The sequence below is a fragment of the Thermoanaerobacterium sp. CMT5567-10 genome, assembly GCF_030534315.2.
GTDB lineage: Bacteria > Bacillota > Thermoanaerobacteria > Thermoanaerobacterales > Thermoanaerobacteraceae > Thermoanaerobacterium.
On the sequence record NZ_CP130558.2, the window covers coordinates 1278270 to 1293932 of the forward strand.

Genomic DNA, 15663 nt, shown 5'->3' on the forward strand with positions numbered 1-15663 from the left:
ACAGCTCCTCTCTTTTGGAATCTACTATGCTACTCTCCCACTCATCACATTTGCGATATTAATTTCATCGCTTTATCAATCCTGTATAATATCTTTTGTTTACCTAGAAGAGAAATTATCATTACAAGTTCTGGCCCATGATCCTGTCCTGTTACAGCAAATCTTATAGGCATGAAAAATGCCTTACCTTTAACCCCTATCTTCTTCTGCAGCATCTTAAGCAATGACTTAACAGACTCTTCAGTTATATCCTCCATATTTTCGAACTCTTCTTTGAAGCTATTCAAAACTTTCATTGCATTGCCACATAATATATCGTCTTTTAGATTATCGTCATATTCAATATCATCATCAAAAAACATTTTCGCTTTGTCTTTTAATTCTGCAACATAATGAAGACCGTCTTTGAAAAGAGACACTACCTTCTTTAGCCATTCATAAGTCTCATCATCAACATCTTTGATATAACCTGCTTCTTTAAAGTATGGTATTGCTAGGTCTACTATTCTATTTAAAGAACTCATTTGAATATAATGTTGATTCATCCAGTTTAATTTTTCAATATCAAACACAGGATTAGCACTGTGAATTTTATTGAAATTGAACTTTTTTATTATTTCATCTTTTGACATCAATTCGACATTATCTTCAGGCGACCAGCTTAAAAGCGATAAAAAGTTAAACATGGCCTCAGGTAGATAACCCATCTGTCTATATTGTCCAATGTAAGTATTGCCATGCCTCTTTGAGAGCTTAGTTCTATCAGGCCCCAAAATAAGCGGTGCATGTGCAAATACAGGAGGTTTAAAGCCTAATGCTTCGTATATAAGCAGTTGTTTCGGTGTATTGTAAATGTGGTCTTCTCCTCTTATAACATGGGAAATCCTCATAAGCGTATCATCAATTACCACTGCAAAGTTGTAAGTGGGCATGCCATCAGATTTAACTATTATCATATCCCCGCCCAATGTATCTGATTTAATCTCTATTCTTCCTTTTATCATATCATCAAACGCTATTGTAACATCATCAGGTATAATAAACCTGATGGATGGTTTTCTGCCTTGTCTTAAGTATTCCTCTTCCTGTTCTTTAGTCAAATGTCTGCATCTTCCCGAATACCTCGGTATGTCGCCTCTTTTAACAGACTCTTCCCTATCTTTATCCAGTTCTTCAGGTGTACAGTAACATCTGTACGCCTTACCTTCTTTTATAAGTTGTTCTGCATATTGTCTATAAATATGAAGCCTCTCGCTTTGTCTGTATGGTCCACAATCACCAGGCTTATCAGGCCCTTCGTCCCACTCAATGCCTAGCCAATTTAGCTCTTTAAAGATGAGCTTTTCAAAATCTTTTGACGACCTAGTCAAATCCGTATCTTCTATCCTTAATATCAGCTTAGCACCTTCGCTTCTTGAAAATAGATAATTAAACAAAGCCGTACGAATATTACCAATATGAATCGCACCTGTAGGACTTGGTGCAAATCTAACTCTTTTTTCCATATAGCCATCTCCATCTTTTGTATTCATCATATACATTATACAAATTTTATGTCATTCTTACAATACATCATTACTAAAATTGTTTGCAAAGGGGTAGCCTGCGCTACCCCTTTGCAAATCATTTAACAGTCATATGATTTACTTTGACAGACGGAATACTCGTAAGCTCCTTTGAAAATTCATTTATATAGTTTTCATCCCCTCGTACGTTCAATGTTATAAGCCCATTATCATCGCTGTCATCATGTATTCCGAATCTTGCCAATATATTTTGGCCGTTTTTAGTTAACACCTCTTGTACTTTTGGAGCAAAATCTGATCTTTTATCGACGGAAATGCCCATTATGTAAATCGACATAAAATCACTCCTTTCTACTTTATTTTTTATTAATCACAAAATATTATGCGAATAAAAAAGGAGCATTTAGCCCCTATATACTATTAATAATCAATTCTTTAACCTTATTTACCACTTCATCATAATTTAATTCAATTGAATTTTCATCTCTTCTAAGTTTTAACTCAACAATGTTATCCGAAGCTTTTTTACCTACTGTTATCCTTATAGGTATTCCCAATAAATCAGCATCATTAAACTTAACTCCTGCCCTTAAATCCCTATCATCTATCAGTGTCTCAATGCCGACCTTATTTAATTCGTCGTATATTTTTTCTGCCAGATTTTTTTGTGCCTCATTGGAAACATTGACTGGCACAACAATGACATGATACGGTGCTATAGACATAGGCCAAATAATACCTTTATCATCGTGATTTTGTTCTATTGCAGCAGCAGCAATCCTATTTAACCCAATGCCATAACAGCCCATTATCATAGGCTTTTCATTTCCATTCTCATCAATGTAATTTGCACCAAGTGCATCTGAGTATTTTGTCCCTAGCTTAAATATGTGTCCTACTTCAATACCCCTCTCAAGTTTTAAAGGATTCCCGCATCTAGGACATTTATCACCATCTACAACCTTTCTGATATCTGCTACTATATCTGCCTTAAAGTCTCTTCCGTAATTGGTATTTTTCAGATGGTAATCTGTTTCATTTGCACCTACGATGATGTTTTTCATCATAGGTACTTCCACATCAGCTATCAAGATGACATCTCCTTTAAGCCCAATAGGACCTGCAAATCCTACATTTGCATCTGTTACACTTCTTACGGTTTCTTCATCTGCCAAATCTATATCATTTTCATTTACTTTAAGCAAATTTGCTAATTTCACAGTATTTACTTCTCTATCTCCTCTTACAAGTACCGCTGCAATTTTATCTTTATACTCATATATCAATGTTTTAACAAATTTATTTGCTTTTACATCTAAATATGATACGAGTTCATCAATTGTCCTTACATCTGGTGTATGAATCTTTTCCAATGGCTTCATTTCCTCATCGCTTTCATGCTCTACAATGCATTCAGCCTTTTCCTCATTCGCGGCATATCCGCAGCTATCGCAGTACGCTATTACAGCTTCCCCTACACTTGAAGTGACCATAAACTCTTTCGAGTCTTTTCCTCCCATCGCACCTGAGTCTGCTTCAACAACTGTGTACTTCAATCCACATCTATCAAATATTCTGCAGTAAGCATCGTACATCTTGTCAAAAGAGACATCAAGTCCATCCCAATCCACATCAAAACTGTACGCATCCTTCATTATAAACTCGCGGGATCTCATGACTCCAAACCTAGGCCGCCTCTCATCCCTGTACTTCGTCTGTATCTGATATATAGTCAGCGGAAGCTGTCTATATGACTTCACTTCATTTCTCACAAGATCCGTAAATACCTCTTCATGTGTTGGCCCCAAGCAAAATTCTCTATCATTTCTGTCTTTTAGTTTAAACATTTCAGGTCCAAATACGTCCCATCTTCCAGATTCTTTTAAAAGTTCCGCAGGTATGATAGCAGACATAAGCACTTCCTGTGCACCTGCTCTATCCATTTCTTCCCTTACTATTTCTTCAATCTTCTTAAGTACTCTTTTCCCAAGAGGAAGATAGATATATACGCCTGATGCAAGCTTTCTCATCATAGCAGCTTTTAACATAAGTATATGACTTGGTATCTCCGCTTCTGCCGGAACTTCTCTTAATGTTGGTATAAGTAATTGTGATAGTCTCATCGTTTACCTCCTAATATTTATCATGCTTGTATTTTATTTAATTTAATTTTAACTGTCAATACATTTTTCAATAAGGCTTACAATTGCATAAGCCGATATTCCTTCTTTTCTTCCTGTAAATCCAAGCCCTTCTTCAGTCTTGGCTTTAATGTTAACTCTGTCAATTCCTATATTTAACACTTTCGACAAGTTTCTCCCTATGGCATCTTTATATGGAGATATTTTCGGCTCTTGAGCTACAACAATGCAATCTATATTATTTATAGCAAATTTGCCTTTAATCAAGTCCATAGTCTTTTTAAGAAGAACAGTACTATCTATATCCTTATAAATCCACTCTGAATCAGGAAAATGCGTTCCTATATCTCCAAGTCCTGCAGCACCAAGTATTCCGTCAATCACCGCATGTATTAGCACATCCGCATCAGAATGACCCAGTAGCCCTTTCACATATGGAATTTGAACACCACCTAATATTAATTTCCTTCCTGCCTCCAGTTTGTGCACATCGTATCCAATTCCAACCCTCATAGCAACACTCCTTTATCTTTTAATATCAAAATTGCCATTTTTATCAACAAAAAGATCTATTCTACTATTTCTATACCTGCCAGAAGGCTTAAGTGTTTTAACAGTAAATCCTTTATTTGTGTGAATCATTATTGACCTTATTGAAAAGTCTGGCGATGAAAAATGATATTCTCCTTCTTCGTTAAAAGACATATACCAATTCACCTTTCCAAAAATGTTATATTTTTTTAACTTCTGACCTCTGTCCAATACAATCACTTTGCTATCAGTCAAAATGTTTACAAAAGATGTTATTTTTTCAAGCAGGCTAACTTTAGGTGCCTCTTCTACGCCAAATATTTCTTTAAGATCCGGTATTGACGCATTTAACATGCCTCCATGTCCTGCATCCAGAACATGCTGGTTTCCATTTACACCCAAAGCACTTTTAATTAATACAGTTCCATCTCCTTTGTCATCTCTTACAACGCCTACAGCCCGCCCATCCGGCCATACAATATCGTCATCGCTTTCTGTCACTTGAATAAATTTATTTGTGTATATTCCATTACCTGAAAATACATATATCTCATTCGCTCTTTCATACAATTTGTCAATAGAATAATTTAATTTATTTAAAAAATCATTCTGCTCCTTCATATAAAGTATATTTTTAAATAATATTTTATTGTTTTTAATTGGATATTTAAAAACATAGTTTCCATACTCATGAGTTGGTAAGAGGCATTTTATGGATGGAATGTATTTTCTAATTATCATAAGCTCGTCTTTTTCACCTTTTATTTTACCTATTGCCCATATAAAACCTCTTAAAAGTATATTTAAAAAATCTTCGTCATTATCAGGTGGAACTGCTCCACCTTCCCATGCATAATATGCATTAGCAGCACCATAATGAGGCGTTGACAAAAATATGATTTTATTTACATCACCTCTGTAAAAATCTCCTTGAACATAGCTTCGCAATAATAAACCACCCATGCTGTGGCATACAACATCAACCTTACCACAGTTGTTTTTTATTTTTGCCTCATTAATCTTAGACATAAGCGTATTTACACATTCAGGTATATCTTTCCACCACTCATAATAACATATAAATAGGTTTTTCCCTTCTGTGTATCCCAACGTTTTAAGGTTATCAATAAACGAATCATATATATAACCTGCAGGTCCAAATCCCCATGCTTTCCCAACAAGTGTGGGAACGTATATTGAACCAAAAATTCCGTGAACAAACACAAGAGGCCTTCTCATTATAATCACCTCATATAATCTCAACTACAATACTCCTATAATAATTATATGAGTTTTAAAGCATAATGTTATTGATACATTATATGGTCTTCAAGAAAGCCTCTGATATTATTAGATCTTCTGGTGTAGTTATCTTGATATTCCTGTAACTCCCTTCCACAAGCTTGACTTTGTATCCAAGCCTTTCAACAAGGACGGTATCATCAGTACCTAAAAATCCATCTTCTATTGCCTTTAAATGTGCTTTGTATATAAGTTTATAGTCAAAAATCTGAGGTGTCTGGATTGCCATAAGGCGGTTTCTGTCAGGCGTATCAATGACAAATTTATCATTATCAACAACTTTAATTGTGTCTTTTACAGGAACTGCAATGCCTACAGCACAATGACTTTTAGCTTCTTTTATGCCTTTTTGCAATGTCACCCTATCAATAAAGGGCCTTGCACCATCATGTATCAACACTATATTGCATCGATTATCTACCGATTTTAGCCCCATGAAGACAGATTCTTGTCTCTCAGACCCTCCAACAACTATATTCTTAACTTTTTTAAATTTATATTTATCAACTATTTCATTTTTGCAAAATCCCAAATCCGATTCAGACACAACTAAAACAATCTCATCAATTTCATCAGCATTTTCAAAAGCCTTTATAGCATAATAGAGAACCGGTTTTCCATTCAAATTTAAAAAAACTTTATTTAATTTTGAACCCATTCTTTTGCCTTTACCAGCAGCAACTATTATCGCACTAATAAACATAATGCACCCTCTAAATAAAATATACTGGTAAAATTATATCACAATCGGTGCTTTTCCGCTATTAACAAAATAAAAAAGGCATTCTCTAATATAGAAAATGCCCAATTAAACTACATAGCTTTTTCCTGATCTGATTGCTTTGGTTTTGCAAATATCATTCTCCCAGCAGCAGTCTGCAACACACTCGTAACCAATACATCTAAAGTATCACCTATGTGCTTTTTACCTCCATCAACCACTATCATTGTGCCGTCGTCAAGGTATGCTATCCCTTGCCCTGACTCTTTTCCATCTTTTATTACCTGTACAACCATCTCTTCTCCTGGCAGTACCACAGGTTTAACGGCATTTGACAGCTCATTTATATTAAGCACTGGCACACCTTGAAACTCAGCCACTTTATTTAGGTTATAGTCATTTGTTATAACTTTTCCATTCATCATCTTGGCAAGCCTCAAAAGCTTGGTATCCACTTCAGATGCATCAACATCTTTATCTATAATCTGGACCTTCAAATCAAGTTCTTTTTGTATTTTGTTTAAGACATCAAGCCCTCTCCTTCCTCTGTTTCTCTTTAAAGAATCAGATGAATCTGCTATGTGCCTTAATTCCTCAAGAACAAAATTGGGAATTATAAGTGGCCCTTCTACAAATCCTGTCTTACAAATATCAAATATTCTACCATCAATTATAACACTTGTATCAAGAATTTTAGGAATCTCATTTATTTCTACCTTTTGCGATTTTTGCTGACCCATCTTTTTTACCATCGTAAATAAATTCATAAATTCATCCTTTTTCTTCAATGATATGCTTATTCCAAGATAGCCAAAAAACACGCTAATAATTATAGGAATGACTTTACCAACAATCGGTATCTGATAAATTGGGGCACTTATGAGATTTGCCAAAATTAAGCCAACGATTAACCCAAAAGCTCCTATTAAAATATCGTATATAGGTGATTTCTGAAGTGCCATTTCAAGCCATGTTTCAAAATCTTTTCCCCATTTAATAAGTTTAGGAGAAAGAATGAAAAATATGATTCCACCTATCAATGCACCAACTGCGTATATGATAACTGATGTAATACTTGTTAATGTTAAATTCATCAATTTTTGCAGGTTTAAAACTGCCACAGACAAATAAACCGCTTCAAATCCAAGTCCCAAGCCTACTAACGAAATAATCCCTCTTACTATTTTATAAAGCAATATATTCACCTCCATTTCTATTATTGTCAAATATGTCATTAAATATAAGTCAATGGGGAAATTTTATAAAAAATATATAACAAATTTTACATGTATAGTGCTTCTTCAATAAAAGTATACTACTTATAGATAAACATTGTCAATTTACAAAAAATTTCATCATGTTATAAATGTTATTTCGCGTAAATATTGACAACACAACATTTACAAGTATATAATTAATCTAAGATTTTAAAAAAAACGGGAGTGGGCATAACCATGAAGGATATAATAGTTGATGATCTACAAAACACAGTAGAAGAGTTCCTAATTCGTCACAAGAGCATTCTCGATATTTTAACAAAGATTCAAGAAAGCAGCAGCAGAGTCAACAGGGCAGTGGCAAAATCAGTGACAGAGTGCGGATGTTTAAAAATCAATGCTCAAAAGCAAGAAATACCTGGAGATGCAACTATCGAAGATGCACATAAGTACATTAAAACACATATTGATGGAGAACTGTGTGATAACTGTAGAGAAGTCTTAGAAACAGAAATCGGTAACAACATATTCTATATAATCGCGCTTTGTAACACACTCGGTTTGAATTTCTACGATATTCTGCTTAAAAAAGATAAAGAGTTAAATACGCTAGGCGTTTTTAATATGCTGTGATTTCAGTGGGTAAAACCCACTTTTTTAATTTTTAAAGATGTCCATTAATTCAATAATGTTTTTAATTCTTATTACATTTATCCCTTCAGTTTTCTCCATTTTCATGTATGGAACGAATATTGTTTTGAAACCCATCTTTTTGGCTTCACTGATTCTTCTTTCTAAATTGCTTACTGCTCTAACCTCACCTGTTAAACCTACTTCACCGGAAAAGCAGACATCGTTAGATATTGGCACATTTAAATAGCCTGACATTACTGCTGATACGATTCCTAAATCTGCTGCAGGTTCCTGAACCTTTAATCCTCCTGCAATATTTAAATATACATCTGATTGTGAAAGATTTATTCCACACTTTTTTTCTACAACAGCCAAAAGAAGAACAAACTTGTTGTAATCTATTCCTGTAGACATCCTTCTGGGCAATCCGAAATTGGTGTGGCATATAAGCGATTGAACTTCTAAAAGAATCGGCCTTGTGCCTTCCATTGAGCTTATCACAGCTAAACCTGGCGCATTTAAATCTCTGTTAGAAAGAAGCACCTCAGATGGGTTTTTTACTTCTTTAAGGCCTTGAGACACCATTTCGAATACACCTATTTCATTTGTAGAGCCAAATCTATTCTTATATGCTCTCAATATTCTAAATGATTGTGTTCTATCACCTTCAAAGTACAATACAGTATCTACCATATGCTCTAATACCCTTGGACCTGCTATTGAACCTTCTTTTGTAACATGTCCGATTATAAATGTAGTTATTCCATTTTGCTTTGCAAGCCTCATAAGATGCTGAGTAACTTGCCTTACCTGTGATACGCTTCCTGGTATAGTTGTGCTTTCTTCCGCATACATAGTTTGTATAGAATCAATTATCATAAAACCTGGTGATATTTTCTCTATATGCTTTTCAACATTATTTATGTTTGTCTCAGCCAAAAAATATATATCCTGTTTTCCTCCTATAATTCTGTCAGCTCTTAGCTTTATCTGCCTTGATGATTCCTCACCAGACACATAAAGAACTTTTGTGAAGTTAGACATAATATCCGAAACCTGTAAAAGCATTGTGGACTTACCAATCCCAGGTTCACCACCTATTAAGACTAATGAACCCTGCACTATACCGCCACCCAGCACCCTGTCAAATTCGCCAATACCTGTCTTTATGCGGTCTTCATCTTTTGCTTCTACATCTTTCAAAAGCTCCACTTTTGATGTTAATAACCCCTGCTGCGACTTTTTATCATCTTCTTTTTCAACCTCTTCTACAAACGAATTCCATTCATCGCAGTTAGGGCATCTGCCCATCCATTTTGCACTTTCAAATCCACATTGCTGACATACAAACTTAGTCTTTTCCTTCTTCACTTTGCCACCGACTTTCCAATTTAATCTATATTTATTATAACATAGAAAACAATAAAAATAGGACACCCTCGCTGACGAGGGCATCCCCAAAATCAATTTACACTTTAGTAAAATCAAATTTTCCGTCTTTCAGCTTCACTAAAATTTTATCACCGGATTTTACTTCACCTTTCAACATCAATTCTGAAAGCTCACTTTCGACAACTTTTTGTATAGCCCTTCTTAAAGGTCTTGCACCATACGTTACATCATAGCCTTCTTTTAGAAGTTCTTCTTTAGCATCATCTGTAAATTCAAGGCTAATATTATTATCCTTCAGTCTCTTGTTTAAATCAGCTATCATCAAATCAGTAATTTTTCTTATGTCATCCTGTGTCAGTTGACGGAATACGATAATATCATCTATTCTGTTTAAAAACTCAGGCCTAAATGACTTTTTGAGTTCGTCTAAGATGTTTTCTTTCATCTTTTCGTATGATGCCTTATCCTCTTCCCCTTCAGGCATAAATCCTAAAGTAGTTTGCTTCTTTATAAGCTGTGCACCGACGTTAGAAGTCATTATTATAAGCGTATTCTTAAAGTCCACTGTCCTGCCTTTTGAATCCGTAAGCCTTCCATCGTCTAAAATCTGCAGAAGTATATTGAAGACATCAGGATGCGCCTTTTCAATCTCATCAAATAGAATTACAGAATATGGTTTTCTTCTTATTTTCTCTGTAAGTTCTCCACCCTCTTCGTATCCTACATATCCAGGAGGTGAGCCAATAAGTCTTGATACAGAGAATTTTTCCATATATTCTGACATATCTATTCTGACTATCGCTGATTCGTCGCCAAACATGGCTTCGGCTAATGCTTTGCTAAGCTCAGTCTTGCCAACACCAGTTGGTCCCAAGAATATGAATGATCCGATAGGTCTTCTAGGATCTTTTAATCCAACTCTTGCCCTTCTTATTGCTCTTGCCACAGCGTCAACCGCTTCATCCTGTCCTATTACACGTTTGTGTAAGATCTCCTCTAAATGCAGCAGTCTTTCAGATTCTTCTTGTGCAAGTTTTTGAGTTGGAATTCCGGTCCACAGCGATACAATCTGAGAAATCTCTTCAGCACCGACGCTTTTATCTTTTACCAATGAATTCTGCTGCCACTTTGATTTTAAATTCTCCAACTGTTCTTTTATCTTTTGCTCTTCATCCCTTATTTTAGCAGCCTTTTCGTACTCTTGCGTCCTTATAGCTTCTTCTTTATCCTTATTTAACATATTTAATTTGTCTTCTAACTCTTTTATCTCTGGTGGAGCTGTAACTGTTTTTAATCTTACTCTTGATGCAGCTTCATCTATAAGATCTATAGCCTTGTCAGGCAGATATCTATCTGTTATATACCTGTGGGAAAGTTTTGCAGCAGCCTCAATAGCTTCATCTGTAATTTTTACTCTATGGTGCGCCTCATATTTATCTCTAAGTCCTTTTAATATTTCAATCGTTTCTTCTACAGACGGCTCTTCAACCATTATAGGTTGAAATCTTCTTTCAAGGGCTGGGTCTTTTTCAATGTATTTCCGATACTCGTCTATAGTCGTCGCGCCTATTACTTGTATTTCTCCTCTTGCAAGGGCTGGCTTTAAAATATTGGATGCGTCTATCGCACCTTCAGCAGCACCAGCTCCTATTATCGTGTGTAACTCATCTATAAACAGTATGACATTTCCTGTTTTTATGACTTCATTTAAGACATTTTTTAGCCTATCCTCAAATTCTCCTCTGTATTTTGTGCCTGCAACCATTGAAGCCATATCTAAAGTTACAACACGTTTACCTTTAAGTATTTCTGGTATTGTACCGCTTTCAATTGCTTCCGCCAATCCTTCAGCAACTGCAGTTTTACCTACACCTGGCTCACCAATAAGGCATGGATTGTTTTTAGTTCTTCTACTTAATATCTGTATAACTCGTTCTATCTCCTTTTCACGCCCAATGACAGGATCTAGCTTTCCTTCTCTTGCTAATTCCGTCAAATCCCTTCCAAACTGGTTTAAGTTAGGTGTATTAGTATTTTTAGCCCTTTGTGCCTTATTTGCGGCACCAGAAGGTTCTTCACTGACCATCTTTACTATCTCTTCTCTAACTCTGTTAAAATCCACACCTAACTCCATCAATATCCTTACTGCTACACCTTCGCCTTCTCTTATTAACCCTAATAAAATGTGCTCTGTACCAATGTAATTTGTATTAAACCTTCTAGCCTCAGCAAAGCTAAGCTCTAAAACCCTCTTTGCTCTAGGTGTATATCCTACAACATCTCCCGGTACATTCCCCATTCCAATCAAAGTCTCTACTTTTGCTCTTATATCATCATACGTTACGCCGAGATTTTTAAGAACTCTTGATGCTATTCCATCTTCTTCTTTTATAAGGCCTAAAAGAATGTGCTCTGTTCCTACGTAATTGTGATATAGTGAACGTGCTTCCTCCTGTGCCTGATAAAGCACTTTCTGTGCCTTCTCTGAAAATCTTCCAAACATTGCCATTAAAATGCACCTCCTGTTATATTAACTTCTGATTAATTTTGCTACATATTCAGCTCTCTTTACATCTCTCTCATATGGTTCCAACTGCTTCCCTATTATTTTTTGTAAATTTCCCGGCTGAATATGTGTTGTTATTTCATCTATTTTTTGAATGTCTATATTTATGATGTCTAAAACAGCACCTAACCTTACATCTGAAATAAGCCTCATAAATTCCTGTGTCGACATGACTTTTGCATTTGTCAGAAGTCCATATGCTCTCCCTATCCTATCTTCAATTTGTACTTTTCTCCTCTTATACAGATCTTCTCTAGCTTTTCTTTCATTGCTTATAATCTGTTTTACAATCCCTTCTAAATTTTCGATTATCTCAATTTCACTTTGTCCTAAAGTAACCTGATTAGATATCTGATAAATATCGCCTAATGACTGAGTACCTTCTCCGTACATTCCTCTTACAGCTATGCCGATTTTCGACACAGAGTTAAGTATATTTCCTATTTGGCCTGTTATTGTAAGAGCTGGTAAGTGCACCATTACAGATGCTCTTATGCCAGTTCCAACATTCGTAGGACATGCTGTGAGATAACCTAATTTTTCATTAAAAGCGTAACTTATATTTTCTTCTATCAAATCATCTATCTTATCAGCCAGATCCCAAGCTTCTTTCAAATTAAGGCCGTTAAAAATCGTCTGTATCCTTAAATGGTCTTCCTCGTTTATCAGTATACTGACAGCACCATCATTTTTAATAAGGGCACTGCCATTTTTTGTATTCTGAGCAAGATCGGGACTTATCAAATGTCTTTCGACAAGAGATTGTCGCTCTAAAGGAGTTATTTTTTTCATGTCGTATTCAGAAAACTGTGTTGAAAGGATTGTTTTGCTATCAAATATGGCTTTCTTAACCGATTCCTTCACTTTATCTGCTTCACTCTCTGTCATAACAGAGGGAAAAGGAATATCGCTTAAATTCCTAGCAAGTCTGATTCTGCTGGATATCACCACATCATTGTCATGGTCGAACATCAGCATCACCTACCTTCCATATTTTTTCTCAAGCTCTCTGATCTTATCTCTCAATTTTGCAGCTTCTTCAAAGGCTTCCTCTTTTACTGCTTTTTCAAGCTTTGCTTTCAACTCCTCTATTTCCCTCTTTGCCCTTAAAACACCACCAGTTTTTCTTGGAATCTTCCCTCTGTGTCCAATACTTCCGTGAATTCGCCTTATAAGTGGATTTAATTCATCTGCAAATGAATCATAACATCTGCTGCATCCAAGCCTTCCTGTTTCTTTAAATCTATCATATGTCATGCCACAATTATTGCACTTCAATTGCTCTTCTACATAAGTATTTCCGGTATTAGGCAGAAAATTCATAAGTCCAGCCAGCAAGTCCTGCACAGAAAATGGTGCAAAATTTACAAATGGAGAGAAAGTTTCGCTGTTTAATAAACCTTCTTCCTGGGCACATTGTTCACATAGATTCATCTCCGTCTTTACACCATTAATTATTTGTGTATAATGAACTGTAGCTGGTCTTTCTTTGCATTTGTCGCACAACATTTTAATCACTCCCCTTTCGCTAAATTATTTGAAAGTTCTGCTAGCATGACTTTTAAAAGTATTGCCCTCAATATCGGTTTTTCATATTGTGATACAGGCAAAATCTTTTCGTTTAATACGGATTTCATCAGTGCTGCTTCCCTTTCAGTTATTAAATTATGTTCTAATAAAGTATCAATATAAAGTCTGCTTTTGTTTTCTGTTATATTATCTCCTATATCTGAAATAAGTTTTGACATCCAATCCTTCGAAACGGGTCTTTTTATTATTTTTATATAGCCACCACCACCACGTCTGCTTTCGATAATATATCCGTTTGACAGATTGAATCTTGTTTCAAGTACGTAGTTAATCTGTGATGGGGCACAATTAAAAATATTAGCAAGTTCATTTCTTTTGATTTCTACATATTCTTCTTCTGTTTCTTCAATCAAGCTTTTTATGAAATCTTCAATCAAATCACTTAACCTAGCCATCCCATCACCACTTTTCTTACTTTGACTTTCTTTGACTTTCACTTACTATTTTATTCCTTTTTTATGATACGTCAACAACAATTTTAAGCTATTTTACCATAATTATCTTAATTAAATGCCGTTTAATTTATATTAACTTTTATTTGTTTATTTTTTCTCGTCACTGCTTTTATTTTCATCTATACCTGAATTATAATAGCAGTAAAAATCATTATAAATATCTATATATTCATCGCTTTTTTCTGTCATCTTTGACTTTGAATATGTGCTGAGTATTTTGTCAATATTAGCATATACATCGAAAAATTCATAATTACTGTTGTATATTTCTGAGAACCTGCTATTTAAAGACATAAAAAGCCTCCTTTATTTAAATTTCTACTATATTTTTAGCAAAGGAGGCTAATTCATACTATAAAATTTTATTTAATTTTTTCTCTAATTCAACTAAATCTATATTTAAATTAGCGACTTTAGTATCCATCGCCGCCTTGGCAACATTTGCAGCTACCGTCTTAGCCACTCTTTTGTCAAATGCCTTTGGTATTATATAATCTTCCCTTAATTCTTCATCAGAAACCAAGCTTGCAATAGCATATGCGGCCTGAATCTTCATTTCCTCATTGATTTCTGTCGCCCTTACTTCCAATGCACCTCTGAATATACCGGGAAAAGCCAGAACATTATTTATCTGGTTAGGAAAATCAGACCTTCCTGTTCCAATTACCCTTGCGCCTCCTTCTTTTGCCTCATCTGGATATATCTCAGGTACTGGATTTGCCAGCGCAAATACAATTGCATCATCACTCATTGATTTTACCATATCCTTTGTCACAACGTTAGGAGCTGATACACCTATAAATACATCAGCACCAATAAGAGCTTCTCTTAACGTGCCTTTTAATTTATATTTATTGGTAACCTTAGCTATTGATATTTTTGATGAGTCCGTGTCTTGTCTTCCTGCGTGTATGATACCTTTTCTATCACATAAAATGACATCACCAACCCCAGCACTTATAAGCAATTTCGCAATAGCTATCCCTGCCGCACCAGCACCATTTATCACCACTTTTATACTTTTAAGATTTTTATTTACAATCTTTAGGGCATTGATTAATCCAGCAAACACGACTACAGCCGTACCATGCTGGTCATCATGGAATACAGGTATCTTAAGAGCTTTTTTTAACCTTTCCTCAATTTCAAAGCACCTAGGTGCCGATATATCCTCAAGATTTATTCCACCAAAAGTTGGCGATATGTTTATAACCGTTTCAACGATTTTATCCACATCTTTTGTCCCAATGCATATTGGAAATGCATCAATTCCGCCAAATTCTTTGAATAAGACAGCTTTTCCTTCCATGACAGGCATTCCTGCCATTGCACCTATATCGCCCAATCCTAATACAGCAGAACCGTCTGTAACAACTGCTACAAAGTTCCCTTTGTTTGTGTAGTCATATATCATGTCAGGGTTTTTATGTATCTCTTTACACGGCTCGGCAACACCAGGCGTATACGCCAGCGACAAATCTTTTGAATCTTTTACTTCAACCTTGCTTAAAATGCTAATCTTCCCTCGGTTATCTTTATGCAATTTCAGCGCTTCTTCTCTTAAATCCATTATTACCCTCCTTAAAGTA

General features: G+C 35.3%; 15 protein-coding genes. 1 reads left to right on the forward strand and 14 read right to left on the reverse strand.

The window, feature by feature from the left end; genetic code table 11:
* Positions 1-44: 44 nt before the first annotated feature.
* The 7 genes from gltX to Q2T46_RS06770 all read right to left on the reverse strand — a co-directional run bounded on the left by gltX (position 45) and on the right by Q2T46_RS06770 (position 7417).
* Entirely contained in the window at positions 45-1505 is a 1461-nt protein-coding gene (gene gltX, locus Q2T46_RS06740) for a glutamate--tRNA ligase (protein ID WP_303263696.1), read from the reverse strand.
* 118 nt (positions 1506-1623) lie between these two features.
* Positions 1624-1863, reverse strand: a complete 240-nt coding sequence (locus Q2T46_RS06745; RefSeq protein WP_303263695.1) for a hypothetical protein — start codon at positions 1861-1863, stop codon at positions 1624-1626.
* A gap of 73 nt (positions 1864-1936) precedes the next feature.
* Positions 1937-3649: a proline--tRNA ligase gene (locus Q2T46_RS06750; RefSeq protein WP_303263694.1), complete on the reverse strand. Its 1713-nt coding sequence runs from the start codon at positions 3647-3649 to the stop codon at positions 1937-1939.
* Positions 3650-3697: 48 nt separating this feature from the next.
* Positions 3698-4180 carry a 2-C-methyl-D-erythritol 2,4-cyclodiphosphate synthase gene (ispF, locus tag Q2T46_RS06755; protein WP_303263693.1) on the reverse strand — a complete coding sequence of 161 codons (483 nt, stop codon included), beginning with the start codon at positions 4178-4180 and terminating at the stop codon, positions 3698-3700.
* A 12-nt stretch (positions 4181-4192) separates the two neighbouring features.
* The gene (locus Q2T46_RS06760) at positions 4193-5437 is read right to left on the reverse strand and encodes a triacylglycerol lipase (RefSeq protein WP_303265796.1); all 1245 of its coding nucleotides are present in this window, start codon (positions 5435-5437) and stop codon (positions 4193-4195) included.
* A gap of 79 nt (positions 5438-5516) precedes the next feature.
* The gene (gene ispD, locus Q2T46_RS06765; RefSeq protein ID WP_303263692.1) at positions 5517-6203 is read right to left on the reverse strand and encodes a 2-C-methyl-D-erythritol 4-phosphate cytidylyltransferase; all 687 of its coding nucleotides are present in this window, start codon (positions 6201-6203) and stop codon (positions 5517-5519) included.
* A 110-nt stretch (positions 6204-6313) separates the two neighbouring features.
* Positions 6314-7417: a PIN/TRAM domain-containing protein gene (locus Q2T46_RS06770; RefSeq protein ID WP_311062375.1), complete on the reverse strand. Its 1104-nt coding sequence runs from the start codon at positions 7415-7417 to the stop codon at positions 6314-6316.
* 258 nt (positions 7418-7675) lie between these two features.
* Here Q2T46_RS06770 and Q2T46_RS06775 point away from each other — a divergent pair, with 258 nt between their 5' ends.
* Positions 7676-8071, forward strand: a complete 396-nt coding sequence (locus Q2T46_RS06775; RefSeq protein WP_132774247.1) for a DUF1573 domain-containing protein — start codon at positions 7676-7678, stop codon at positions 8069-8071.
* A gap of 24 nt (positions 8072-8095) precedes the next feature.
* Here the strand turns inward: Q2T46_RS06775 and radA are convergent, their stop codons facing one another.
* The 7 genes from radA to Q2T46_RS06810 all read right to left on the reverse strand — a co-directional run bounded on the left by radA (position 8096) and on the right by Q2T46_RS06810 (position 15644).
* A complete protein-coding gene (gene radA, locus Q2T46_RS06780) occupies positions 8096-9442 on the reverse strand; it encodes a DNA repair protein RadA (RefSeq protein WP_303263690.1) in 1347 nt (448 codons plus the stop codon).
* 97 nt (positions 9443-9539) lie between these two features.
* Entirely contained in the window at positions 9540-11972 is a 2433-nt protein-coding gene (locus Q2T46_RS06785) for an ATP-dependent Clp protease ATP-binding subunit (protein WP_303263689.1), read from the reverse strand.
* Positions 11973-11993: 21 nt separating this feature from the next.
* The gene (locus tag Q2T46_RS06790) at positions 11994-13001 is read right to left on the reverse strand and encodes a protein arginine kinase (RefSeq protein WP_303265794.1); all 1008 of its coding nucleotides are present in this window, start codon (positions 12999-13001) and stop codon (positions 11994-11996) included.
* A 9-nt stretch (positions 13002-13010) separates the two neighbouring features.
* Positions 13011-13538 (reverse strand): UvrB/UvrC motif-containing protein, encoded by a 528-nt coding sequence (locus Q2T46_RS06795; protein ID WP_303263688.1) that lies wholly within the window; start codon positions 13536-13538, stop codon positions 13011-13013.
* A gap of 5 nt (positions 13539-13543) precedes the next feature.
* Positions 13544-14014, reverse strand: a complete 471-nt coding sequence (locus tag Q2T46_RS06800; RefSeq protein WP_303263687.1) for a CtsR family transcriptional regulator — start codon at positions 14012-14014, stop codon at positions 13544-13546.
* Between the two features lie 147 nt (positions 14015-14161).
* A complete protein-coding gene (locus Q2T46_RS06805; protein WP_209453783.1) occupies positions 14162-14368 on the reverse strand; it encodes a hypothetical protein in 207 nt (68 codons plus the stop codon).
* Between the two features lie 58 nt (positions 14369-14426).
* Positions 14427-15644 (reverse strand): NADP-dependent malic enzyme, encoded by a 1218-nt coding sequence (locus Q2T46_RS06810; protein ID WP_399388387.1) that lies wholly within the window; start codon positions 15642-15644, stop codon positions 14427-14429.
* Positions 15645-15663 lie beyond the last annotated feature (19 nt).